The sequence below is a fragment of the Microbacterium sp. 77mftsu3.1 genome (assembly GCF_900100525.1).
In the GTDB taxonomy this organism is placed as follows: Bacteria; Actinomycetota; Actinomycetes; order Actinomycetales; family Microbacteriaceae; genus Microbacterium; species Microbacterium aquilitoris.
Genome location: NZ_FNCR01000003.1, coordinates 311380 through 335338, shown reverse-complemented (window position 1 = coordinate 335338; position 23959 = coordinate 311380). Strand labels below are relative to the sequence as shown.

Genomic DNA, 23959 nt, shown 5'->3' with positions numbered 1-23959 from the left:
CGCGATGGCGGACCGCTGGCACAAGCTCTCGGAATCACCCACGACGAGTGCAGCGGATGCCGGTGTCGCACCACTCACCGCGGAGGATCTCTTCCGCGCACCCGGCCGCGCCGAGGCTCCCGCGCTCGATGAGAAGGCCCGTCGCGCCTATTACTGGATCGTCAACCGTGCCGTCATCTCGCCCTACTACGACATCGAGTTCTCCGACGGCGATCCGCTGACCTTCGGGGTGGGGGATGCCGGGGCGGAGATCACTCTGCCGACGCAGCCGTCCTTCTCATCGAACGTCCTCCTCCCGCTCCTGTCCTTCGTCGTCGGAGGCAAGTGCCTGCTGATCGGCGGACCCGGCCGCGGCAAGACGACCGTCGCGGTCCTCATGGGCGTCCTCTCGGGGTCGACCGCCGAGGAGGTGCGCCGCGGCGTGCAGCAGGGGCAGCCGCAGCTCACGATCAGCGACCTCGTCGGCATCCCGCTGCCGCGCGACCTCGTGCAGGCGGGTTCACTCGCCGAGATCGGCATCGCGTGGCGCGAGTGGCTCACGCGCCCCGTGAAGATCGTCGACGAGTACAACCGCATCCCGACCAAGACCCAGTCCGCGCTCCTGACGATGGTCGCCGAGGGCTATGTCGAGAGCCACGACCAGATGCGGCGGACGGCGCCGGAGTCGGGCGTCGAGAGCTGGTTCTTCACCGCCAACGACGACGCCGGCGGCGGGACGTTCCCCGTCATTCAGGCGCTCCGCGACCGCATGGACGTCACCGTCCCGGCGGCGGGGTTCAACAGTCGGTTCTTCGACGAGCTCGTCGCCCGCGTCGAGGCGGGCGAGAAGCCGGAGGAGCACGTCCCCGACGAGCTCGTCTTCGACGGCGAGGAGCAGCGTCGGATGCGCGACGAGGTGCGGGCGGTGCCCGTTCCCGACGCCGTGCGTCGCCGCCTGGAGTTCTTCTTCAGCCACTTCGAGTTCGTCCAGGGTGGCGGGCGGCGGTTCGAGTACCGGACGAAGGACACCGTCACGACGGCCGGCGGCCGGGTGCCCGAGGTCATCGAGTCGAACTCCGGCGCCGACCTCACCGCGGACCTCGGCGCCCAGACGATCAACGGGCTGTCGGTCCGGGCTCTCCAGACGCTCATCCTCTACGCGAAGGCGATGGCGTGGTTCCGCGGCCGGCCGACGGTCGAGATCGCCGACGTCGCCGCGATCCTGCCGTTCGTCCTGCGTGGCAAGCTGCTGCCGAACCCGACGCATCCGCGGTTCGACGTCGGCGCCGAACGCGAGCTCGCCACCGACCTGTCGAGCTGGCTGAGCGACATGTTCGCGGAGTCGTGCCGGCAGTACGAGGCGCTCGGCCGCGGGCAGGACGATCCGGTCCGGACGCTGCTGGCCGACCTCGACCGTGGGCTCGACGGCGTCAGCGCTGTGGACGCGTCGCGCCGCCTCACCGAGATCGAAGCGCGCATCCGCGCGATCGCGGCGACGGGCAAGGTCTACGGCCGCGATTTCGACGACCTCGTGACGCTCAAGTACCTCCACCAGCGCTACACGGCCTACCTGCGGTGGGCGGAGCGCCGCGCGTGATCCGGCGTCCCGGGCACCTCGCGGCTGCGCCCCCGTCCGCGCCGATGCCGCACGTCGAGGGCCTCGACATCGACCTCGCCGCCCGGAACACGGCGGCAGCCGGGGGTGACCCCGCACGCTTCGCGGCGTCGTTCGCCGCCGGGTTCGCCGCGGCATCCGACGTCGACGCCGTCGACCTCGCCGGTGTCGCCGCCTGGCGAGCCGGCGCCCTCGCGTTCCGGGACGACGCCCTGCAGCGTGTCGCACGGCTGTCGCAGACGCATCCGGATGCCGCGGCCGCAGCCCTCGGGCTCGATTCCGCCGACCTCGACGCGTTCCTCGAGGCGCAGCGGGACGACCGGTTCTGGTGGCCGGGGCGGGCGGCATCCCGCGGCTACGTATGCGCCGTCGGCGGCTTCGCCGGCCTCGGCGGGGCGTGGATCGCACCGCCCGTCGAAGCGGCTCCGCTCGGCGACCCGGGAGCCTTCGGCGTCCGGACGGGCGAGCAGTGGTGGCGCCTCGACGCCGACGCGTGGGGATCGCGGCTGCGTGCTCTCGACGCCGCGCCCGAGGCGGCCGCCGGGGGAGCGGCGAGCATCGTGCTGTTCCCCGATTCCTACCTCGCCTGGGTCCACGTGCGGGATGCCGCGTGAGCGCCCCGGCGACGGTCGTCCCGCTGGAGGGCGGGACGCGGGAGGCGTGGGAGAGCGCCCTCGGGCTCTGGGGTGTGCACCTGCGCGACGTGCGTCTCGCACCGGGTGAGGGCGCCGCGAAGGGCACCGCTGCTTGGTTCTCGTTCCCGCCGTCGGTGACCGTCGACCCCGACATGATCCGCACGTGGGGCGTCGAACACGAGGCCGAGAGCCTGTTCGCCCACGAGATCGGCCATCACGTCCTCGCCCCGGCCACCCGGATGGATTCGCTGAAGATCCGCCATCAGCTCGCTCGCGCACTCGCCGCCGCGGGGGCGGACCCGGTCACGGCGGACGACCTCGCGCTCCTGTCGAACCTCTGGACCGACCTGCTCGTCAACGCCCGGGTCGCGCTGCTGCAACGCCGCCGCGGCGACACGGAGCCGGTCGGGATCGTGCGACTCGTGCAGGCGACGCTCCCCGCGCCCGAGAGCGCCGATCGCCTCTGGTGGGTCTACCTGCGGACCTTCGAACTCGTCTGGGGCCTCCCCGCCGGACGACTCTGCCCGCCCGCGCCGCCGGCTCCGGCCCCACCGGCTCCGCCGCGCGGACGCTCCGACGCACCGTGGGAGGAGATCCCCGAGAAGCACCGCGAGCAGGAACGCGCGCTCCGCGAAGCGCGTCGCGAGCGCGAGCGCATCGCCGCCGAGCTCACGGGAGCGATCACGACGCGTCCCGAGGCGGATGCCGACCAGCTCGCCGGCGTCGTGCGCTCCTTCGCGCACGATCCGGTGCTCGGGGCGTTGCGGTTCGGGGTGCTCACGGCGCCCTACATCGTGGAGCGGCAGCGGTCGTCGCGACGGACACCGCCGGCCGGGCCGGGCCACGGCGCGGGCTGCGCCGCCGACGACGCGCCGGTGACCGCCGAGGAGCTCGGCCGCATCCTCTCCGACCGCCGGTTGCACGGCGGAATCCCGGCTCATCCCGGGTCGAGCGGTCCGGGTGCGATCGGCGAGGCCGGCGAGGGAACCGGCGTCGGCGGCGGTAACGGCCAGGCGCTCGGGCTCGCCCGCACCCTCGCGCTGTACGGGGCGAGCGACCCGGACGAGGTCATGGCCGCCTGGTACCGCGCCGAGGCGGCCCCGTGGGTGCGACCGTTGACGCAGCGGATGCCGGCGGTCCCCGCTCCGGAGCTGCCGGGGCCGCTCGAGGTCTGGGAGACGGGCGACGACCTCGCCGACCTCGACCTGCCCGCGACCCTGCAGGCCGGGGCCACCGTCCTCCCCGGGGTCACGACGCGTCGGCGATCGTTCCTGCCCGACGAGCCGACGCCGCGTGAGGCGAGCATCGCGCTCGACGTCTTCATCGACTCGTCGGGCTCCATGCCGCGGCCGGGCCGCGGATCGTCGGCGGTCCTCGCCGGCATGATCGTCGCGCTGTCGGTGCTCCGCGGCGGGGGCCGCGTGCGCGTCACGAGCTTCTCGGGGCCGGGCCAGGTCGCCGGCTCCGACGACTACCAGCGGACGGTCGGCGGCGTCGTCCGGGACCTCGCGTTCTTCTTCGGCGGCGGGACGACCTTCCCCCTCGACCTGCTCGAGCGCCGCTACGCAGGGCTCCGCCCACCCGCACCGGATGAGCGGCGGCACCTCCTCGTCCTCTCCGACGACGGTCTCGTGTCGATGTTCGGCGACGGCAATGCGGAGTACGCCGACGTCGCCGCGCGTGTGCGGCCGCTGCTGACGACGGCGACCCTCCTGCTCTCGGCGCGCTCGACGCGCGTCGACGCGCAGGCCGCGGCGGCCGGGTACGACGTCCTGCACGTCCAGACGATGGACGACGCCCCCGCTGCGTGCGCCCGATTGGCGGAGGCGCTCCGTGGCTGAGTCCGAAGAACTGCTGTCGGCATGGTCGGCATCGGCCCCGCCCGAGGACCGCGCGTGGGAGGCGACCGTTCCGGGTCCTTCTCTCGCTGCGGTCGCGGCACGGATGGCGAGCGTCCCGCGCTCCTTCCTGGACGCGCGGGTCTCGATCGCCGCGCTCGCCGGCGACGTGCTCCGTCCCCGGCTGCTCGCGGTGTCCCACGAGGACGACGACCGCGTGCGCCGCGGGGCCGCGGTCGGCCTCTGGCTCGTCGCGAGCGAAGACCTCGTCGAACCGTTCGCACCCTCGGTGGCAGCGGCCCCGGGCATCGGGCGCGCCGTCGACGCCCTCGCGCTCCGTCTCTCCCCGGTCGTCGATCCGTGGGAGTGGCTGTCGGACGACGAGCGCCGCGAGGAGGCGGTCCGCACGTTCCTCCTGTGGGCGGGGCTGCGACCCGCCGGCGAGGACGTGACGACCGCCCGCAGCCTGCTCGAGGCACGGGATTCCCTGCGCCGGAACGCCGCCCTCGCGCAGGCCTACGCCGCGCACCGCCACCGCGACGAGATCGCCCGCCGGCTCGCCGAAGCGCGGGCGAAGGAGGCCGCCGCGAGGTACTCGAGTGAGTGACCCCGACGACTCCCTCGCCCTCGCCGAGTACACCCCGGGGTCGGCGGCCGTCCTGACCGACGCGGAGCGATGGCCGACGATGGATGCCGCCGGTGCCGCACGCCTGGACCGGTGGCGCCGGCATCCCGCCGCACCCGACTGGGTCCACGCGACCGGCGACCGGCTGACGGCCGAGATGGTCGAGCGCACCCGCCGGCCGCTGCCGACGGACGGCTGGCTCGAGGAGCACCTCGGGGCGGCGCGGAACCTGCTCGCGTACCGGGGGCTCGGCGACCTCGCCGCGCTCACGGACTTCCCGCCGATCACGCGGCAGCACCTCGTCGACGACCTCGCCGCGTTCGTCCCGTTCGACGCGGACCTCGACCGGATGCTGCACGGCACGAGCTCGGGGTCGACCGGCGCCGCCCTCCTCATCCCCGACGACGTCGAAGAGGTCGCCCGCGGCTTCCACCTCATGGTCTCGCTCGTCCGGGCGCAGGGGATCGACTGGTCTCCGGACGGCGAGCGGCTCGCCGTGGCATCCGTCGTCTTCCAGCGGCAGGCGTTCACGTACGTCTCGCTCGTGAGCGGGTTCGCGCACCGGGCGATGGCGCGTCTGAACCTCGACACCGGCGCGTGGCGGCGACCGGGCGACCGTGTCGCGTTCCTGCGCGACGCCGATCCCCAGGTGATCTCGGGGCACCCGACGAGCCTCGCCGAGTTGCTCCAGCCCGAGCTGCGGGGCGTCCTGCGTCCGCTCGCGCTGTTCTCGGGCGCGATGGCGCTGTCGGGGCCGCTCCGCGCCGACCTCGAAGAGGCCTACGGATGCCCCGTCTTCGACGTCTACGGTCTGCACGAGACCCGGCCGATCGCCGTCCGCACGGACGACGGACCGTTCCGTGTGCTCGACCGCCGCGTGCACGTCGAGGTCCTCGACGCAGAGGGAACCGTGGTGCCCGAGGGTGAGGTGGGGGAGATCACGGTGACGGCGGGGGAGAACCCGCTGCTGCCGCTCGTCCGCTACCGCACCGGTGACACCGGACGGTTGATCCGCTTCGCCGACGGCGGGATCGGCATCGCGGACCTCGAGGGGCGGGAGAACACCGTGTTCCTCGCCACCGACGGCCGGCGGATCCCGTGCGTCGACCTCACCCAGCAGTTGCAGACCCACGGGGCTCGGGGGTGGAGCATCGAGCAGGCGGCGGACGGGAGCGTCGACGCGCGGATCGTCGGCGGCGATGCGGATGCCGTCGAGCGCGTCCTGTCGGCGTTGCTCGGTCGAGGCGTCGACGTGCGGCGGTACGAGCGGCTCATCGAGCTCGGCGAGGGCAAGCCGCGGCGCTACCGCAGCGCCGCCGGCTGACCGGCCCGGGCGCTTCTCAGCCCACTCCACTACGGTGGATAGGTGAGTGACCCCCAGACCCCGACCGAATCCGCTGAAACCCCCGCCCTCCCCGGCTTCGATGAACTCGGTTTGACCGGTCCCGTCCTCGCCGCCATCAAGGACCTCGGCTACGAGACGCCCTCCGCGATCCAGGCCGCGACCATCCCCGTCCTCCTCGGCGGCCGCGACGTCGTCGGCATGGCGCAGACCGGTACCGGCAAGACCGCCGCATTCGCCCTTCCCATCATGGAGAACCTGGATCTGACCCAGAAGACTCCGCAGGCGCTCGTTCTCGCCCCTACCCGCGAGCTCGCGCTCCAGGTGTGCGAGGCGTTCGAGTCCTACGCCGCCCGCATGAAGGGCGTCCACGTCCTCCCCGTCTACGGCGGGCAGGGCTACGGCGTGCAGCTGTCGGCCCTCCGCCGCGGCGTGCACATCGTCGTCGGCACCCCCGGCCGCATCATGGACCACCTCGAGAAGGGCACCCTCGACCTCTCGCAGCTCAAGAACCTCGTCCTCGACGAGGCCGACGAGATGCTGAAGATGGGGTTCGCCGAGGACGTCGAGCAGATCCTGGCGAAGACGCCCGCCGAGAAGCAGGTCGCCCTGTTCTCCGCGACGATGCCGCCGTCGATCCGCCGTCTCGCGCAGCAGTACCTTCGCGACCCGGAGGAGATCACGGTCAAGACCAAGACCTCCACCAACACGAACATCACGCAGCGCTACCTGATCGTGTCGTACCAGCAGAAGGTCGACGCACTCACCCGCATCCTCGAGGTCGAGGACTTCGACGGGATGATCATCTTCGTCCGCACGAAGAACGAGACCGAGACCCTCGCCGAGAAGCTCCGCGCCCGCGGATTCAGCGCCGCACCCATCAACGGCGACATCCCGCAGCCGCAGCGTGAGCGGTCGATCTCTCAGCTCAAGGACGGCAAGCTCGACATCCTCGTCGCGACCGACGTCGCCGCTCGTGGTCTCGACGTGGAGCGCATCAGCCACGTCGTGAACTTCGACATCCCGACCGACACCGAGTCGTACGTGCACCGCATCGGCCGCACCGGCCGTGCCGGCCGCAAGGGCGACGCGATCAGCTTCGTCACGCCCCGCGAGCGCTACCTGCTCGCGCACATCGAGCGCGCGACGCGTCAGGCGCCCACGCAGATGCACCTGCCGACCACCGAGGACATCAACTCGACGCGGCTCGCCCGCTTCGACGACGCGATCACCGCCGCGCTCGCCGAGACCGACCGCATCACCGGGTTCCGCGACGTCATCGCGCACTACGTCCGCAACCACGACGTGCCCGAGCAGGATGTCGCCGCCGCCCTCGCCGTCGTGGCACAGGGCGAGACGCCGCTGCTCCTCGACCCCGCATCCGACCAGCTCGCGAAGACGCTGGCCGCCGACGCCGACCGTGGCAACCGCAGCAAGGACCGTCCGGCGCGCGAGCGTTCCGACGCTCCGCGCGAGCGTCGCGGCAAGGGCGACTTCACGACGTACCGCATCGCGGTCGGCCGCCGCCACCGCGTCGAGCCGCGTCAGATCGTCGGCGCGCTCGCAAACGAGGGCGGCCTCGGCCGTGATGACTTCGGCGCGATCACGATCCGGCCCGACTTCTCGCTCGTCGAGCTGCCGACGTCGATGGACCCGTCGGTCCTCGACCGTCTGAGCGGCACCCGCATCTCGGGCCAGCTCATCGAGATCCGCCCCGACCGCGGCCGTCCCGGTGGCGAGCGCCCGCAGCGCTCGTTCGACGACCGGCCGAAGCGCTCGTACGACGACCGCCCGGAGCGCAAGCCCCGCCACGGCCGCGACTGACGGCATCCGCCGACCGGGCGGCGTGCTGCGGCATCCGCTCGTTCGGCGATGCCCCGGCTCGCCGTTCGTCGGGGCGGACCGCTGCCGCTGCTCACCGTTCGCGGATGCAATGGATCGCGCGCGACGCGCCGTGCGCGGGCCGGATGCCGCGGCGTGTCGGGCCGAAACTATTGCATCCGCAGACGGCTCACCGGGCGCCCCGCCTCAGCCGTCGTGGCTCCCGATGATCGCCGCGCGGATGCGGTCGATCGGGATCTTCGGCGTGCGGTCGTCGGTCACGAGGCCGTTCGTCTCCTGCAGGGTGTCGGCGAGCTGGGTGTAGCAGAAGCCCGCGAGTGCCTCGCTCGCATGGACGGCTGCCATGAGCCCCTCGAAGCGTTCCGCGAAGTCGTCGGGCGAGGTCGCGGAGGAGTAGCCCCAGGCACCCTCGGCCGCGGCGGTGTCGAACGAGATGCCGCCGAACTCGGTGAGCATGACGGGCGCATCCGACACGTCGCCGCCGAGGATCAGGTCGCGCCCCGCCGGTCCGGTCGCGTCGATGAGGCGACGGATGCCGGCATCCGTCGCATACCGCTCCCGCACGACCTCGGGCCGCCACTCGTAGTCGTGGATCGCGACGATGTCGGTGTCGACCTGCTCCCAGCCGTCGTTCGACACGACGGGCCGGGTCGGGTCGAGGGCCTTCGTGAGCGACACGAGAGCGCGGGCGAAGTGCTGCATCCGCGGATCCGTCGCGATGTGCTGCACGCCCCAGCTCTCGTTGAGCGGCACCCACGTGACGATCGACGGGTGGGATGCGTCGCGGCGAACGACCTCGAGCCACTCGCGCGTCGTGCGCTCGATGGCGGTCTGCGTGAACGTGTAGGTGCCGGGCGCCTCGCCCCAGACGAGCAGACCCAGTTGGTCGGCCGCGAGGAGGAAGCGCGGATCCTCGAACTTCTGGTGCACCCGCGTCGCGTTGAAGCCCATCGACAGGATGAGCTCCGCCTCCTCTCGCAGGGCAGCCGCCGACGGCGCGGCGAGGTGCGACTCGGGCCAGTACCCCTGGTTGAGCACGGAGCGCACATAGTAGGGACGGTCGTTCAGCCAGAACCGTCCGCGCGCGACATGAGCGGTGCGGATGCCGAGGTACGAGGCGACGACGTCGTCACCGACCCGCACCTCGGCGTCGATGAGGCGCGGATGCTCGGGCGACCACAGCAACTCCTCGTAGGCCTGGCCGTTGCGGAGCTCGGCGATGGGCAGGACGACGGTCGCCTCGTTCTCGGTGACGACGGCGCGGACCGTCGCGAGCGTACGTCCCGCGAACGAGAGGGAGATCGCGGCATCCGTCCCTGACCGGGGTCGAGCGGATAGTTCGAGGTCGACCGTGACGATCCCGGCGCGCGGGTCCGTCGTCCACCGGAGCCCGGTGATGTGGAGGGGTGGCACGCTCTCGAGCCACACCGGTTGCCAGATCCCGGTCGTCCGGTGGTACCAGATGACGTGGGGATCCTCGCGCCAGTCCTGCTTTCCGCGGGGCTGAGCGATGTCGAGCGGGTCGTCCTCGACGCGGACGACCACACGGGACCCCGAGCGTGCAGCGCGGGTCACATCGAGGACGAACGGCGTGTGACCTCCCTCGTGCGAACCGACGAGTGATCCGTCGACCCAGACGTCGCAGCGGTAGTCGACGGCTCCGAAGTGCAGGAGGAGGCGCCGGCCCGACTCGTGACCGGCGGCCCGCAGGTCGGCGTCGGTGAGGTCGCGGGAGTACCAGACGATCGGGTGCATCCCGGTGTCCCCGACGCCCGACGCGGACGACTCGGGCGGGAATGGGACAACGATGTCCCGTTGGGCGACCCCGGATGCCGGCCACCCAGAGGCGACGCCCTCGTCGGCGTCGTCGTGGGCGAAGGCCCACGAGCCGCTCAGGTCTGCCCATGTCGACCGGACGAGCTGGGGCCGGGGGTAGGTGCCGTCTTGCGTGCTGGCACGCACGGCGCCGTGGTCGTCATCGATCATGGCGTCCAGCATGCCTCATGCTGTGCAGCGCTGTAAACCTGGAAGGTTCGATGGGCCTGTTCAGGGTGCAGGGATCGACGGCGCGCTCTCGCGGATGGCGATCCGATGGGGGGCGATCTCATGCCGCCCTGCGCCGTCATACCCCGCGACCCGCTCTAGGAGAAGCTCCATGGCACGGGTGAACAGTGCATCGACGTCGGGACTGACGCTCGTCAGGCTCGGGAACGTGACGGCGCTGAGGCGTGTGTCGTCCCATCCGGTCACCGCCACGTCCTCCGGCACGCGGATCCCGCGCTCGTGCAAGGCTCGAAGGGTGCCCATCGCGGCGAGGTCGTCGCGGCACACGACGGCGTCGACATCCCACCCGTCGCTCAGTGCCTGACGCACCGCGGCCGCCGTGTCGGCGGCATCTATGGACGCTGTGGCCACGAGCATCCGCGGGTCGGCCCGGACGCCCGCCCCCGTCAGGGCTTCCTGGTATCCGATGATGCGCTGGCGGGACGTCTCGCTGAGGGACGTCGTCTCGTGGCCGACGAAGCCGATCCGTCGTCTGCCTGAATCCAGCAGGTGTGTCGTGATCTCGCGCGCTGCGGCCACGTTGTCGATCATGACGTGGTCCATCGTCAGGGGCGCAGGCATCTCGCCGAGGAGCACGATGGGGATCTGCGAACGATGCTGGGCGATCTCGGAGGGGCTCATCTTTGACGGCTGGAAGAGCATGCCGTCGACGAGGCCCGCCTCGGAGCTCGCGATGAGGGCGCGCTCGCCCTCGATCGTGTCGTCGGTCTCTTCGAGGAGCACGCGGTAGTCGAAATCCCGAGCCCGTCGCGACGCCACGTGCGCGAGTTCGGCGAAATAGGGGATCGCGACATCGGCGAAGGCGACGGCGACGAAACCCGTTCGCCCGGTCGCCAAGCGTCGGGCGACGACGTTGGGCCGGTAGCCGAGTTCGTCGATCGCCCGCTGAACTCGCTCGCGCATCGCGGCCGAGACGTGTGGGTGGTTGCGGACGACGTTGGAAACGGTCTTCATCGACACGCCCGCCCGTTCTGCGACGTCCTGTAGGCGCGGTCCTCGCATGGAGATTCCCTTCAACGGCTCGCGGGCCACAGTACAGCGCTCACCCGGTTCGCTCCGGCGAGCGGTGGCCGAGCCCGTTGACACCAAATTTCTAGCGCTGTAAGTTCGACGACACTCACACAGCGCGCCCGAGCTTCCGGGCGGGGAGTACTCAAAGGAGAGCAATCACATGACTACGCGACTTTCGCGGGGCCTCGGTCTCGGCGTCGCCACGGCGCTCGCCGTCACACTCAGCGCCTGCGGGGCAACGAACTCCAGCGAGGGCGGGGTGTCGGGCGAGGACTACGACGGCCCCGCCGTCGAAGTCACCTTCTGGCACGGCTGGACGGGCGGCGCCGCGCCGACCATCGTCCCCAAGCTGATCGACAAGTTCAACGCCGAGCACGACAACATCAAGGTCAAGAACGTTCCCCAGGAATGGGCGGACATCAACTCGAAGATGCCGCTGGCGGTAAAAGCGGGCAAGGGGCCCGATGTCGCCGTCCTCCACGGCGACGACCTGGCGACGTACGCCGCGCAGAACCTGCTGCAGCCCGCCGACGAGATCATCGACGGGCTCGGTTACAGCGAGGGCGACTTCCCGCCCGACGTGTTCGGGATGGGGGACTTCCGCGACGCGCAGTACGCCGTGCCGTGGAGCGTCACGCCGCTCGGGATGTTCGCGAACAAGGACGTCATGAAGAAGGCCGACCTCACCGAAGTGCCGACGGACCGTCAGGGCTACCTCGACGCGCTCGAGAAGCTGAAGGCGGCCGGCGTCCAGGGCGAGTGGGTCGACGGCTACGTCTTCACGGGGACGTTCGAGTTCCAGAGCCTGCTCTGGCAGTTCGGCGGCGATCTGTACAACGACGACGTGACCGAGGCGACCTTCAACTCGGATGCCGGGGTCAAGGCGCTCACCTGGATGACCGACCTCGTCGACAAGGGCTACAGCCCGAAGAACGTCGCGCAGGACGGCAACATCAAGGCGCTCCTCGCCGGCGACACCGCCTTCAACTGGAACGGCGTGTGGCAGACCACCAACACCGCCTTCGGCGACCTCGATTGGGCAGCCGCCCCGGTGCCGCAGATCGGCGACGAGAAGGCCGTCTGGTCGAGCTCGACGCACTGGGTTTTCCCCGCGAACAAGGGACAGAGCGCTGACGAGACCTCGGCCGCCGCGACCTTCGTGAAGTGGATGAACGACAACTCGGCCGGCTGGGCGGAGACGGGCGAGCTCCCCGCGGCCAACACGGTCCGCGAGGACCCGGCCATCCTCGAGAAGTACCCCAACCTCGAGCCGTTCATGGAACAGCTCGATTACGCCCACTATGAGACCGTGTCGCCCGGCATCAACGAGGCCAACGCGCTCATCACCACCGCGATCAATGAGGCGCTGACCGGCAAGAAGACGCCGCAGGCTGCGCTCGACGATGCGAAGGCGAAGGCGGACGCGATCATCGAACAGAACCAGCAGAAGTATGGCGAGTGACCTCGCCGCCACGACGGCCGTCCCGGCCGACCGCATCGTCGGTCGGCCGGGCGGTCGTGGCCGTCGTCCGGCCGCACGCCGTCGGCGCACCCTCATCGCTTACCTGTTCCTCGCACCGTTCCTGGCGTTGTTCGTCACGTTCGTCATCGTGCCGGCCGTGTTCGGCGTGTGGATCAGCCTCACCAACTGGTCCCCGTTCCGCGACAGTCAGGACTTCATCGGCCTGAAGAACTACCTCGACCTCTTCACCGCGGGCTCGACCACGTCGGCGGACTTCTGGAACTCGATGCGGGCGACGGGGCTGTTCGTCGTCCTGAGCGTCCCGTTCCTCGTGGTCGTGCCGCTGTTCATCGCCGTCCTCCTGAACCGCAAGCTGCGGGGAGCCACCTTCTTCCGAACCGTCTTCTTCGCGCCGTACGTGCTCGGTGTCGCGATCGTCGGCGTGATCTGGAGCTACGTCTTCGACACGCAGTCCGGCATCCTGAACCACCTGCTTGGGCTGTTCGGCCTGCCGAGCGACACTCCGTGGGTGGTCGACACGCCCTGGGTGTGGGTCTCGCTGGTCGGTGTCACCGTCTGGTGGACCGCGGGGCTCAACACCGTCATCTTCCTGGCCGGTCTCAAGGGCATCAACACCGACCTCTATGAGGCCGCGGCGCTTGACGGCGCGGGAGCCGCCCGCACGTTCTTCAGTGTGACGCTGCCCGGACTGCGCCCCGTCATGATCTTCATCACGACGACGACGATCCTCGCCTCGGCGAACATGTTCGGACAGTCGTTCCTGTTGACGAACGGTGGTCCCGGCAACGAGACCCGCACCGCGATCATGTACATCGCCGACCAGGGCCTGTCCCAGAACAACATGGCGCCGGCCTCGGCGATGAGCTACGTGCTCTTCGCCTTCCTGGCGATCATCAGCGTCGTCAACTTCCGCCTGCAGCGCGAGCGCAGCGAGAAAGCCGCCTCATGACCGACACCGCCGTCCGTCCCGCCACGACGAAGCCGTCGCGCCCCGTGCGCCGCCGATCCCCCCGTCGAGCGGGGGACCTCACCGCATACGCCGTTCTCGGCGCCCTGGCGCTCGTCGTGATCTTCCCGCTCATCTGGATGCTGCTCACCTCGGTGAAGACCGACGCGGATGCCGTCCGCAACCCGTATGCCCTTCCTTCCCCGCCCTCGCTCGAGGCCTACCAGACGCTCCTGCTCAGCGGTCAGCAGCCGATCTTCCTCTGGCTTTGGAACAGCTTCGCCGCGGCGACGCTGCAGACCGTACTCATCCTGGTCACCGCGTCGATGGCCGCCTACGCCCTGGCCCGGCTCGATTTCGCAGGCCGGAACATCGTCTTCGGTCTCATCATCGCGACTTTGCTCGTGCCGCCGGTCGTCTTCCTGATCCCGAACTACCTGCTGGTCGAAAACTTCGGGTGGCTCGATTCGATCCTCGCGATCACGGTGCCGGGGGCGGCGAGCGCTTTCGGGGTCTTCTTCCTCCGCCAGTTCTTCCTCGGCATCCCTCCCGAGATCGAGGAGGCGGCCCGCATCGACGGTGCGGGGGACTTCCGAATCTTCTTCCAGGTCGCGCTCCCTCTCGCGCGGCCGGCTCTCGCGACCCTGGCCGTTCTCTCCTTCCTCGGCAACTGGAACGATTTCCTGTGGCCCGTGTACGTCCTGCTCTCGCCCGAGAACATGACGCTCCAGCCCGGACTCGCCATGCTTCAGGGCGCGTTCCGAACCCACTTCGGCATCGTCATGGCCGGCGCCGCGATCGCCTCGATTCCGGTCCTCATCCTCTTTGCTTTCGCACAGCGGCAGATCGTCGATTCGGTGGCCGGAGCGGCGGTGAAGGGATGAGACGCGCCCTAGAGCTGGCAGCGTTCACAATCGTGGGGGTGCTGGCGATGAGCGGTTGCGGCGCCGCGTCGCAGTCCGCGCCGGCGCCCTCCGCGGACTCGGCATCCGGAACGGGTTTCGTGCTCGACGAGGATTTCCCCGATCCCGACGTGGTGTCGACCGATTCCGGGTACGCCGCGTTCGCCACCGGGAGCCACGGATTGAACATCCGCGTCGCAACGTCGGCCGACCTCGAGAGCTGGACGGTCGAACGGCGCGATGCGCTGCCGACGCTGCCGGCGTGGGCGTCACCCGGGCGGACCTGGGCGCCCGAGGTGACGGCTCTCGGTGAGGAGTACGTCATGTACGTCACCGCAGAGCACGCTGCGTCGGGTCGGCAGTGCATCGGCGTCGCCGTCGCGCCGTCGCTCGACGAGCCCTTCGTCCCGGCATCCGACGAGCCGCTCGTGTGTCCCGTCGAGGAGGGCGGCGCGATCGACGCCGCCACCTTCGACGACCCGGACGGCACCCGCTACCTGCTGTGGAAAACGGACGGAAACTGCTGCGCCCTCGACACACGGCTCATGATGGCCCCGTTGGCGGCCGACGGGCTGTCGCTGGCCGGCGCGCCCGTCGCCCTCCTTGCGCAGGACCAGCCATGGGAGGGGGCTCTCGTCGAAGCACCCACCCTGGTCGCCCGCGACGGGGGCTACGCCCTTCTCTACTCGGCGAATGACTACGGCGGCGACTCGTACGCCGTCGGTGCGGCCTGGTCGGACGAGCTCGAGGGCCCGTATCGGAAGCAGCCCGAGCCGATCCTGACGACCTCCGGCAGCGACGGAGCCTTCCGTGGTCCCGGAGGCCAGGACGTCGTGTCGACCGCCGACGGCGATGTGCTCGTCTTCCACGGCTGGGACGAGCAGTACATCTATCGCGGCCTGCACGTCGCGCCCATCCGCATCGCGTCCGGCGGGGTGGCCGTCGACCTCGGCTGACGGTCACCCCGACGGCGGGTCACTCCACGAGGAATCGCGCGTAGGCGCCGAGGGTGAGGAACGCCGGGAAGTCCTCGTCGAGCGCGACCTCGCGGAACACCTGTGCGGCGTCGTCGAACCGGTCGCCGTCGTGGCGGATCGCCTCGTCGAGCACCTGCGCGACGAGGCCCTCGACGTAGTCGCGCGTGATGCGCGTGCCGTCCTCGGTGGACAGGTCCTGGTGGATCCAGTGCCAGATCTGCGAACGGCTGATCTCGGCGGTCGCCGCATCCTCCATCAGCCCGTCGATCGCGACCGCCCCGAGGCCCCGCAGCCACGCCTCGATGTACCGGATCGCGACCGATACGTTGCCGTGGACACCGGCTGCGGTGATCGGCAACCCGATGTGGCAGTCGATGAGCTGTGCGGGCGACACGTGGACCTCGTCCCGTCGGCGATCGACCTGATTCGGGCGGTCGCCGAGGACGGCGTCGAACTCGGTCTGCGCCACCGGGATGAGGTCCGGGTGCGCCACCCAGGTGCCGTCGAACCCGTCGCCCGCCTCGCGCTTCTTGTCGGCGGCGACCTTCTCGAACGCGGTGCGGGTCGCCTCGGGGTCGCGCCGATTCGGGATGAAGGCACTCATGCCGCCGATCGCGAAGGCGCCCCGCTTGTGGCAGGTCTGGACGAGCAGTTCGGTGTAAGCCCGCATGAACGGCACGGTCATGGTCACCTGGCTGCGGTCCGGCAGGACGAAGCGCGCACCGCGGCCGCGGTAGTTCTTGATCATCGAGAAGATGTAGTCCCAGCGGCCCGCGTTCAGTCCCGCCGCGTGGTCGCGGAGCTCGAAGAGGATCTCCTCCATCTCGAACGCGGCGGGCAGCGTCTCGATCAGCACCGTCGCCCGGATCGTGCCGTGGGCGATCCCGAGGAACCGCTCGCTGAAGGTGAAGACGTCGTCCCACAGCTTCGCCTCCTCGGCCGACTCGATCTTCGGCAGATAGAAGTAGGGGCCGCGGCCGTCGGCGATCAGGCGTTCGGCGTTGTGGAAGACGTAGAGGCCGAAGTCGACGAGTGAACCGGATGCCGCGAGCGTCCGGCCCGAGCGGTCGGTGACGTCGATGTGCTTCTCGGGCAGATGCCACCCGCGCGGACGCATGACGATCGTCGGCGTCCGTTCCGCGGTGACCTCGTAGATCTTCCCTTCGGGGCTCGTGAAGCTCAGCTCGCCGCGGATCGCGTCGCGGAGCGTCAGCTGCCCCTCGATCACGTTCTTCCAGGTGGGGCTCGTGGCGTCCTCCTGGTCGGCGAGCCACACGCGGGCACCCGAGTTCAGCGCGTTGATCGTCATCTTCGGGTCGGTGGGGCCGGTGATCTCGACGCGGCGGTCCTCAAGGCCGGGGCCGGCTCCGGCGACCTGCCAGTCCGGGTCGTCCCGGATGTGCGCGGTGTCGGAGCGGAAGGTCGGATCCTGACCGTTGCCGATCTCGAAACGGCGCCGCATCCGGTCGGCGAGACGGTCGTGGCGGCGTCCGCCGAACCGCTCGTGAAGCTGCGCGACGAAGTCGAGGGCGCCGGGCGTGAGGATCTCCTCGTACCGCTCGCGCAGCGGTCCGCGTACGGTCAGGGCGGTCGTCGTGGGGGGAGGGGTGTCGATGAGGGTCATGTCGTACTCCTGAAGAAAGGGGATGCCGGGGCATCCGGGCGTGTCAGTGGAATTGCGCCGTCTCGGTCGATCCGACCAGGGCGAGGGTGGCGCTGTCGGGGTTGAGCGCCGAGGAGACGAGGTCGAAGTAGCCGGTTCCGGCTTCCCGCTGGTGCTTGGTGGCGGTGTAGCCGTGCTTCTCGGCGGCGAACTCCGCCTCCTGCAGGGCCACGTACGCGGTCATGCCGCTCTCCGCATAGCCCTTCGCGAGGTCGAACATCGAATGGTTGAGGGCGTGGAAGCCCGCGAGGGTGATGAACTGGAACGCATAGCCCAGCTCGCCGAGGTCGCGCTGGAAGGTCGCGATCTGCTCGTCGTCGAGATGGCGTTTCCAGTTGAAGCTCGGCGAGCAGTTGTAGGCCAGCAGCTTGCCCGGGAAGCGCTCGTGGATCGCCGCCGCGAAGGCGCGGGCGATCTCGATGTCGGGCTCGCCGGTCTCGACCCAGAGCAGGTCGGCGTATGGGGCGAAGGCGAGGCCGCGGCTGATGACGGCGTCGAGTCCGGGGCGCACCCGGTAGAAGCCCTCGGCCGTGCGCTCGCCCGTCGTGAACTCCTGATCGCGCGGGTCGACGTCGCTCGTGAGCAGGTCGGCGGCGAGCGCGTCGGTGCGGGCGATGATGATCGTCGGCACTCCCGCCACGTCGGCGGCGAGCCGGGCCGCGTTCAGCGTGCGGATGTGCTGCTGCGTCGGCACGAGCACCTTGCCGCCGAGGTGGCCGCACTTCTTCTCGCTGGCGAGTTGGTCCTCCCAATGGATGCCGGCGGCCCCCGCCTGGATCATCGACAGCGCCAGCTCGTACGCGTTGAGGGGGCCGCCGAATCCGGCCTCGGCGTCGGCGACGATCGGAGCGAGCCAGTCGCGGGTCGCGCCGCCCTCGGCGTGCTCGATCTGGTCCTGCCGCGTCAGGGCATTGTTGATGCGGCGGACCACGGACGGCACCGAGTTGGCGGGGTACAGGCTCTGGTCGGGGTACGTCTGGCCCGCGAGGTTGCCGTCGGCGGCGACCTGCCACCCCGAGAGGTAGATCGCCTTCAGTCCGGCGCGCACCTGCTGGACGGCCTGGCCGCCGGTGTACGCGCCGAGCGCGTTCACGTAGTCCTCGGTGTGCAGCAGGTTCCACAGGTTCTCCGCGCCGCGACGGGCGAGGGTCGCCTCTTCGCGGACCGACCCGCGCAGCCGGATGACGTCCTGGGCGCTGTAGGTGCGTTCGACGCCGTCCCAGCGCGGGTCGGCGTCCCACTCGGCCTGCAGGTCGGCGGCGCTCTGCGTCTGATCTCCGGCGCGCATCGGATGGGCCGGCGGGGTGGTGGGGAAGGTCATGGCGTCCTCCTGAGGGGTCGGGAGCGGGTCGTGACACCACTGTGCGAGAAGAAGGCCGTACTGCGAGACGATTCGGGACGGGAAGATTGCGCGATCTTCTGCTGCCGTGACACACTCCCCGTCATGACGATCGATGAAGATCGGGCGGATGCGGCATCCGCTGATCACGGACCGGACGCGCTGAGCATCGGGCGGCGCGTGCGACAGGTGCGCACGGCGCGCGGGATGACCCTCGACGAGCTGGCGGCCGCCGTCTCGCGAGCGCCGAGCCAGCTGTCGATGATCGAGACCGGTAAGCGCGAGCCGAAGCTCTCACTGCTCCAGGCGATCGCCCGGGCCCTCGGCACGACGATCGACGCGCTCCTGACGGCAGAACCGCTCGACGAGCGCGCGACCCTCGAGATCTCCCTCGAGCGCGCGATGAAGGGACCGACGTTCCAGGCTCTCGGCATCACGCCCTTCCGTATCGGGAAGTCCGTCCCCGACGGCGTCCTCGAGACGCTGCTGACACTCCACGGCGAGATCGAGCGGCTGAACGACGAGCGCTCCGCGACACCCGAAGAGGCACGTCGGGCGAACGTGGAGCTGCGGCACCTCATGCGCAGGCAGGACAACTACTTCGCCGAACTCGAGGAGCAGGCCGAAGCCATCCTCGCGGCCGTCGACCACCCCGGCGGGCCGCTCACGCAGCGGACCGCGTCCGAGATCGCGGCGCACCTCGGGTACTCGCTGCACTACGTGTCGGACCTGCCGGCATCCACCCGCTCCGTCGCCGACAACCGCACCGGGCGGCTGTACCTCTCGAGCACGATCCCAGGCCGCAGCGACTCGCGGACGCCGGTGCTGCAGGCGCTCGCCGGTCGCATCCTCGGGCAGGCGGAGCCGACCTCGTACGCCGAGTTCCTCCGCCAGCGCGTCGAGACCAATTACCTCGTCGGCGCGCTCATGGTGCCCGAGTCGCACGCGACGGCGTTCCTGCAGGACGCGAAGACGCGCCGCGCGATCTCGATCGAAGACCTGCGCGACGCGTACTCGGTCTCGTACGAGACCGCCGCGCACCGGTTCACCAACCTCGCGACCCGGCATCTCGGCATCCCGGTCCACTTCCTGAAGGTGCACGAATCGGGCACGATCACGAAGGCGTACGAGAATGACGACGTGAACTTCCCCGCCGACCGGTTCGGCTCGATCGAGGGGCAGCTGTGCTGCCGGCGGTGGACGAGCCGGGTCGTGTTCGACATCCCCGACAAGTTCAACCCGTACTACCAGTACACCGACACCGGCAACGGGACGTACTGGTGCACGGCCCGTGTGGAGTCCTCGAGCGACGGCGCTCACTCGGTCAGCGTCGGCGTCCGCTTCGACGACACGAAGTGGTTCATCGGGCGCGAGACGCCGAACCGCGGGGTGTCGCGCCACGGCGTCGAGGTCTGCTGCCGGCGTCCCCCGGTCGAGCTCGAGCGCACGTGGCGCGACCAGGCGTGGCCGAACGTCCGGACGCCCCGCACCCTGCTCGCGACCCTCCCGACCGGAGCCTTCCCCGGGGTCGACACGACCGACCTGTACGAGTTCCTCGAGGCCCACGCGCCGGAGTGAGGTTCGGGTCGCACGGCGGAGATCTGCGCGACGCGCCGCGGTGCGGCATCCGTTCCCCGGCGTGTCGGACAGGAGCTCCGCCGCACGGCTCGAGTCAGGAGCGGTGGATGCCGGAGGCCAGGAGCCCGTCGACGGCGGCGCGCACCGTGTCCCAGTCGTGCACGATCATCGCGTAGTCGAAGCGGAGCGTGACGTAGCCCCAGGCTGCGGCATTCGCGTCGCGCAGCAGGTCGCGGTGCCGCGCGCGCTCCGAGGCATGGTGCTCCGCTCTGTCCGCCTCGAGGATCACGCGGTCGCCGAGGAGGAAGTCCACCCGGCCCACGCCGGCGACGTCGACTTGGGCGCGCAGGGAGACCCCGGTGCCCCGCAGGCGCCAACGCAGGAGCGATTCGAGGCCGCTCTCCGAATCGCTTCCGGCGAAGTCCAGCGCCACGCGGGCGCCGTCTCCGCAGGTACGGCGCAGCCACGCCCGACCCGCGGGCGTCAGCATCCCGAGATGCAGCGCGGACTCGACCGCCACGAAGAACTCCTCGACGCCGCGGCACAGCCAGATCTGCCTCAGGATGCGGGGAACGGATGCCGCGGCGAGACGCCCGGCCGACGGTGCGGCATCCCAGTGGTCGAGGCACCGGCATCCGTCATGGGGAAGGCGGTGACCATCGGCGCGCATCCAGACGTGGAGGTCCGTACCGGCCTCGAGCGTCCACAGGCCTCGGTGCCGCGCGGCGCTGAGGCAGCCGAGGACGCCGCCGTGCCGCGCCGCCTCCCGCACGGGCACGCATGCTCCGCGTGCGGCATACGTGCCGCGGCGCATACGCGTGATCGTTCCGGCCCGCACTGCGGCAGCGATCGCCGCGGGGCTCAGCCCCGATCGCCGGAGTTCCGCCGTCGTCGTCAGCCCCGCCCCGTCCTCGCACACGACGGCACCCTCCCGCAGACCCGCCGGCCGTGGCCGTTCGTCCGCCGAGGTCGTGGACGGAGCAACCGCCGCCGCGGGGGTGGAGGACTCCCCGGTGCCACGAACGGCGGAGATCCAGCGGGACACGCCGCCCGCCGCCACGGCGAGCCCGGCGCGGCGCGAGATTCTCCGCCGTTCGGTCCCGCACCGCGCCACACGACATGCCCGCCCCGCCGTCACCGCCCGAGGTGCAAGGCCGCCCACAGCTCGGCACGGGCGGCGAACGACGACAGGTCGACGCCGAGGATGCGCTCGGCGGCGGCGAGGCGCGTGCGGACGGTGTGCCGGTGGACCCCGAGTGCGGTCGCGGCGGCATCGTTCGAGCCGTCGGCGACGACCCAGGCCCGCAGGGTCTCCTCGAGCCGGGCGCCGTGCGAGCGATCGTGTTCGCGGAGCGGGTCGAGGTACGCCGCGGCGACCGTCGACGCCTGCCCTGCCGACAGGGCTGAGAGGATGCCGCGGGCCTGCACCTCTTCGAACCTCACGATCCCCGGGCCCGAGGCGCGGCCCCGTGCGGCGCGGGCCTGGTCGAGGGCGCGCGCGAATTCGGCGTAGGGTGCCGGCTCCGACAGGCCGAGGCGCACGTCGAACCGTTCCGGGAACTCGTCGAGCACGGGCGCAGCGGATGCAGGGACCACGATCACGACGTCGTCGTCGACGCTGCCGAAGAACAGACCGCCGTGGCGCTCCTCGGCGCGCAGCTCGAGCAGGTCGAGGAGGGCGTCCGTGCGCCGACCGGCGGCATCCGTCACCGCGACCACGACCGGCGCGGGCGGAAGGGCGCCCCACACGTCGCGGGAGATCTGCCGGGCGAGGCCCGGGTCGCCGGTAAGCATCGAGCGCACCATCCCGGACCGTAGCGCCTTGCGGGCGCGCGACAGTCGTTGGTGCTGTTCGAGGGCGAGGCCCGCCATCGCGATGACGGCCGTGACGACGTCTCGGCCGGCGCGGTCGAGCTCGCCCGCCGCGATCGCGAGGACGCCGCGCAGCTCTCCGCCGCGCCCCAGGGTCTGCAGCGTGAACGCGTCGGAGTCGGAGCGCAACGACGAACCGGCGCGCGCTCCGCGTCGCAGCACCGCCCCGACTTCGGCTCGGAGTGCTCCCGCCGCTCCCTCCGAGAGGGCGCCGGCGGGGTGTTCGCGGACGAGCTCGCCGGCCGCGTCGTACATCCCCACCCACGTGTCGAGCTGACGGGCGAGCTCGGCGATCGTCGCGTCGAGTCCGTCGGGCCGGAGCGCCGCGAGGGCGATCGCGCGTTGCGCCGACAGCGCCCAGCTGCGCCGCGCGTACGCCTGGGCGGCGACGGCTTCGGCGTTGGCGCGCGCGACGGCGATGAACGGCGTGCTGTAGGGCACCTCGAACAGCGGCAGGTTCGCACGGCGGCAGGCGACGGCGAGTCCCGGCGGGATGCCGTCGCGCACCACTTCGGTCCCGAACCCGAGTGCGGCGACACCGCGGTCGACGAGTCTCCCCACGTAAGCGTCGAAGGGGTAGCGGATGCCGGTGGGGAACTGCGTCCCGGTCGTCAGGAGCACGAGATCCTCGGCGAGGAACGGTGTCGGATCGTCGAGGTCGGAGCTGTGCACCCACCGCGTCGCCCGGTCGAGGGCGCCCGGCGGCAGATCGGCCTCGTCGCCCGCGAGTCGTAGTCTCAGCTCCCCCCGACCGAGGAGGGCGCGCAGGGTGGGATCGGCATCCCGTGCCACCATGTCGGCCTCTCCGGTGTACGACGCGTACAGTCCTGCGCCGAGAATAGACGCAATGGCGAGTGACCGCACGCGTTCACACCTCTACGCTCGCCGCATGAGTACCTCGATCGCTCCCGTCAGCACGCCCCTCGGTGGACCGTCCCTTCCGCAGGAACGCCGCCTCGAGACCGCGATCCCCGGCCCCCGCTCGCAGGAGCTCCTCGCGCGCAAGGCCGAGGCCGTCGCTGCGGGCGTCGGTCACACCGTCCCGATCGCGGCCGTCGCCGCCGGCGGAGGCGTCGTCCTCGACGCCGACGGCAACTCGCTCATCGACCTCGGCTCCGGTATCGCCGTCACGACGGTGGGCAACGCCCACCCCAAGGTCGTCGAGGCGATCGCCGCGCAGGCCGCGCAGCTCACTCACACCTGCTTCATGATCTCGCCGTACGAGTCGTACGTCGAGGTCGCCGAGACCCTCAACCGGCTTACCCCCGGAGACCACGCCAAGAAGAGCGCGCTGTTCAACTCCGGCGCCGAGGCGGTCGAGAACGCGGTGAAGATCGCCCGCAAGTTCACCGGCAAGCAGGCCGTCGTCGCGTTCGACCACGCGTACCACGGCCGCACGAACCTCACGATGGCGCTGACCGCGAAGTCGATGCCCTACAAGAGCGGCTTCGGTCCGTTCGCCTCCGAGATCTACCGTGTGCCCGGTTCGTACCCGCTGCGCGACGGACTGTCCGGGGCGGATGCCGCGGCCCGCGCGATCTCGATGATCGAGAAGCAGGTCGGTGCCGACAACCTGGCCGCCGTCATCATCGAACCCATCCAGGGCGAGGGCGGCTTCGTCGTCCCCGCCGACGGCTTCCTCTCGGCCGTCGTCGACTGGTGCCGCGAGAACGGCGTCGTCTTCATCGCCGACGAGGTGCAGTCCGGGTTCGCCCGCACCGGCGCCATGTTCGCGAGCGAACACTTCGGCATCGTGCCGGACCTGATCACCACGGCCAAGGGCATCGCTGGGGGAATGCCCTTGGCCGCGGTCACCGGACGCGCCGACATCATGGATGCCACGCACACCGGTGGCCTCGGCGGCACCTACGGCGGCAACCCCGTCGCCTGCGCCGCCGCTCTCGCCGCGATGGACGCGTTCGAGAACGACGGCCTCATCGAGCGGGCGCAGGAGATCGAGAAGGTCCTGACGACGCGGCTCCGCGAGCTTGCGGCATCCGATCCCCGCATCGGCGAGGTGCGCGGATTGGGCGCCATGATCGCCGCCGAGTTCGTCGATCCGACCACGGGCGCCCCCGACGCCGCGCTCACCGGGGCGATCGCGAAGGCATGCATCGCGGCGGGCGTCATCGTCCTGACCTGCGGCACCTACGGCAACGTCATCCGGTTCCTGCCGCCGCTGTCCATCTCGGACGAGCTCCTGGCGGAGGGCCTCGACGTCGTCGCAGAGGCGCTGGGGAAGGCCTGA

General features: G+C 70.8%; 18 protein-coding genes. 12 read left to right on the top strand and 6 right to left on the bottom strand.

Annotated elements, in window-relative coordinates; translation table 11 throughout:
- Positions 1-4: 4 nt before the first annotated feature.
- The 6 genes from BLR68_RS10135 to BLR68_RS10110 are packed head-to-tail and all read left to right on the top strand — an operon-like array spanning position 5 to position 7858.
- Entirely contained in the window at positions 5-1576 is a 1572-nt protein-coding gene (locus tag BLR68_RS10135; protein WP_018186932.1) for an AAA family ATPase, read from the top strand.
- Positions 1573-2208: a hypothetical protein gene (locus BLR68_RS10130; RefSeq protein ID WP_018186933.1), complete on the top strand. Its 636-nt coding sequence runs from the start codon at positions 1573-1575 to the stop codon at positions 2206-2208. Before BLR68_RS10135 ends, BLR68_RS10130 begins: the two co-directional genes overlap by 4 nt.
- Positions 2205-4070: a vWA domain-containing protein gene (locus BLR68_RS10125; RefSeq protein WP_018186934.1), complete on the top strand. Its 1866-nt coding sequence runs from the start codon at positions 2205-2207 to the stop codon at positions 4068-4070. The genes BLR68_RS10130 and BLR68_RS10125 overlap by 4 nt, the downstream gene beginning before the upstream one ends.
- Positions 4063-4674, top strand: coding sequence for a hypothetical protein (locus BLR68_RS10120; protein ID WP_018186935.1), 612 nt, complete (start codon positions 4063-4065; stop codon positions 4672-4674). Before BLR68_RS10125 ends, BLR68_RS10120 begins: the two co-directional genes overlap by 8 nt.
- Positions 4667-6016 carry an AMP-binding protein gene (locus BLR68_RS10115; protein ID WP_018186936.1) on the top strand — a complete coding sequence of 450 codons (1350 nt, stop codon included), beginning with the start codon at positions 4667-4669 and terminating at the stop codon, positions 6014-6016. The genes BLR68_RS10120 and BLR68_RS10115 overlap by 8 nt, the downstream gene beginning before the upstream one ends.
- 42 nt (positions 6017-6058) lie before the next feature.
- Entirely contained in the window at positions 6059-7858 is a 1800-nt protein-coding gene (locus tag BLR68_RS10110; protein ID WP_018186937.1) for a DEAD/DEAH box helicase, read from the top strand.
- 204 nt (positions 7859-8062) lie between these two features.
- Here the strand turns inward: BLR68_RS10110 and BLR68_RS10105 are convergent, their stop codons facing one another.
- Positions 8063-9862: a glycoside hydrolase family 2 protein gene (locus BLR68_RS10105; RefSeq protein WP_026302868.1), complete on the bottom strand. Its 1800-nt coding sequence runs from the start codon at positions 9860-9862 to the stop codon at positions 8063-8065.
- A 60-nt stretch (positions 9863-9922) separates the two neighbouring features.
- Positions 9923-10894: a LacI family DNA-binding transcriptional regulator gene (locus BLR68_RS10100; RefSeq protein ID WP_018186939.1), complete on the bottom strand. Its 972-nt coding sequence runs from the start codon at positions 10892-10894 to the stop codon at positions 9923-9925.
- Positions 10895-11111: 217 nt separating this feature from the next.
- On the opposite strand from BLR68_RS10100, the gene BLR68_RS10095 reads away from it, so the two are divergent.
- From BLR68_RS10095 to BLR68_RS10080, 4 genes are read left to right on the top strand one after another with little or no spacing between them, the layout of a single operon-like run.
- On the top strand, positions 11112-12413 hold the full coding sequence (locus BLR68_RS10095; RefSeq protein ID WP_018186940.1) for an ABC transporter substrate-binding protein: 1302 nt from the start codon (positions 11112-11114) through the stop codon (positions 12411-12413).
- Positions 12403-13383 carry a carbohydrate ABC transporter permease gene (locus tag BLR68_RS10090; RefSeq protein WP_018186941.1) on the top strand — a complete coding sequence of 327 codons (981 nt, stop codon included), beginning with the start codon at positions 12403-12405 and terminating at the stop codon, positions 13381-13383. The genes BLR68_RS10095 and BLR68_RS10090 overlap by 11 nt, the downstream gene beginning before the upstream one ends.
- Positions 13380-14264 carry a carbohydrate ABC transporter permease gene (locus BLR68_RS10085; protein WP_018186942.1) on the top strand — a complete coding sequence of 295 codons (885 nt, stop codon included), beginning with the start codon at positions 13380-13382 and terminating at the stop codon, positions 14262-14264. The genes BLR68_RS10090 and BLR68_RS10085 overlap by 4 nt, the downstream gene beginning before the upstream one ends.
- Entirely contained in the window at positions 14261-15238 is a 978-nt protein-coding gene (locus BLR68_RS10080) for a glycoside hydrolase family 43 protein (RefSeq protein ID WP_026302870.1), read from the top strand. Before BLR68_RS10085 ends, BLR68_RS10080 begins: the two co-directional genes overlap by 4 nt.
- 19 nt (positions 15239-15257) lie before the next feature.
- Here the strand turns inward: BLR68_RS10080 and aceB are convergent, their stop codons facing one another.
- On the bottom strand, positions 15258-16883 hold the full coding sequence (aceB, locus tag BLR68_RS10075; RefSeq protein ID WP_018186944.1) for a malate synthase A: 1626 nt from the start codon (positions 16881-16883) through the stop codon (positions 15258-15260).
- A gap of 43 nt (positions 16884-16926) precedes the next feature.
- Positions 16927-18243, bottom strand: coding sequence for an isocitrate lyase (gene aceA, locus BLR68_RS10070; RefSeq protein WP_018186945.1), 1317 nt, complete (start codon positions 18241-18243; stop codon positions 16927-16929).
- A 123-nt stretch (positions 18244-18366) separates the two neighbouring features.
- Here aceA and BLR68_RS10065 point away from each other — a divergent pair, with 123 nt between their 5' ends.
- Positions 18367-19839 carry a helix-turn-helix transcriptional regulator gene (locus BLR68_RS10065; protein ID WP_018186946.1) on the top strand — a complete coding sequence of 491 codons (1473 nt, stop codon included), beginning with the start codon at positions 18367-18369 and terminating at the stop codon, positions 19837-19839.
- 94 nt (positions 19840-19933) lie between these two features.
- Here BLR68_RS10065 and BLR68_RS10060 read toward each other — a convergent pair whose 3' ends face one another.
- Both BLR68_RS10060 and BLR68_RS10055 read right to left on the bottom strand, forming a co-directional pair.
- A complete protein-coding gene (locus BLR68_RS10060) occupies positions 19934-20884 on the bottom strand; it encodes an endonuclease domain-containing protein (protein ID WP_256335370.1) in 951 nt (316 codons plus the stop codon).
- Between the two features lie 89 nt (positions 20885-20973).
- On the bottom strand, positions 20974-22506 hold the full coding sequence (locus BLR68_RS10055) for a PucR family transcriptional regulator (RefSeq protein ID WP_018186948.1): 1533 nt from the start codon (positions 22504-22506) through the stop codon (positions 20974-20976).
- 94 nt (positions 22507-22600) lie between these two features.
- On the opposite strand from BLR68_RS10055, the gene gabT reads away from it, so the two are divergent.
- On the top strand, positions 22601-23959 hold the full coding sequence (gene gabT / locus BLR68_RS10050; RefSeq protein WP_026302871.1) for a 4-aminobutyrate--2-oxoglutarate transaminase: 1359 nt from the start codon (positions 22601-22603) through the stop codon (positions 23957-23959).

Excerpts from the sequence above, each read along its gene's own strand:
- aceB (WP_018186944.1), bottom strand. The coding sequence starts at position 16,883 with ATGACCCTCATCGACACCCCTCCCCCCACGACGACCGCCCTGACCGTA.
- BLR68_RS10090 (WP_018186941.1), top strand. The coding sequence starts at position 12,403 with ATGGCGAGTGACCTCGCCGCCACGACGGCCGTCCCGGCCGACCGCATC.
- BLR68_RS10095 (WP_018186940.1), top strand. The coding sequence starts at position 11,112 with ATGACTACGCGACTTTCGCGGGGCCTCGGTCTCGGCGTCGCCACGGCG.
- BLR68_RS10135 (WP_018186932.1), top strand. The coding sequence starts at position 5 with ATGGCGGACCGCTGGCACAAGCTCTCGGAATCACCCACGACGAGTGCA.
- gabT (WP_026302871.1), top strand. The coding sequence starts at position 22,601 with ATGAGTACCTCGATCGCTCCCGTCAGCACGCCCCTCGGTGGACCGTCC.
- BLR68_RS10065 (WP_018186946.1), top strand. The coding sequence starts at position 18,367 with ATGACGATCGATGAAGATCGGGCGGATGCGGCATCCGCTGATCACGGA.
- BLR68_RS10055 (WP_018186948.1), bottom strand. The coding sequence starts at position 22,506 with ATGGTGGCACGGGATGCCGATCCCACCCTGCGCGCCCTCCTCGGTCGG.
- aceA (WP_018186945.1), bottom strand. The coding sequence starts at position 18,243 with ATGACCTTCCCCACCACCCCGCCGGCCCATCCGATGCGCGCCGGAGAT.
- BLR68_RS10085 (WP_018186942.1), top strand. The coding sequence starts at position 13,380 with ATGACCGACACCGCCGTCCGTCCCGCCACGACGAAGCCGTCGCGCCCC.
- BLR68_RS10100 (WP_018186939.1), bottom strand. The coding sequence starts at position 10,894 with ATGAAGACCGTTTCCAACGTCGTCCGCAACCACCCACACGTCTCGGCC.
- BLR68_RS10105 (WP_026302868.1), bottom strand. The coding sequence starts at position 9,862 with ATGATCGATGACGACCACGGCGCCGTGCGTGCCAGCACGCAAGACGGC.
- BLR68_RS10080 (WP_026302870.1), top strand. The coding sequence starts at position 14,261 with ATGAGACGCGCCCTAGAGCTGGCAGCGTTCACAATCGTGGGGGTGCTG.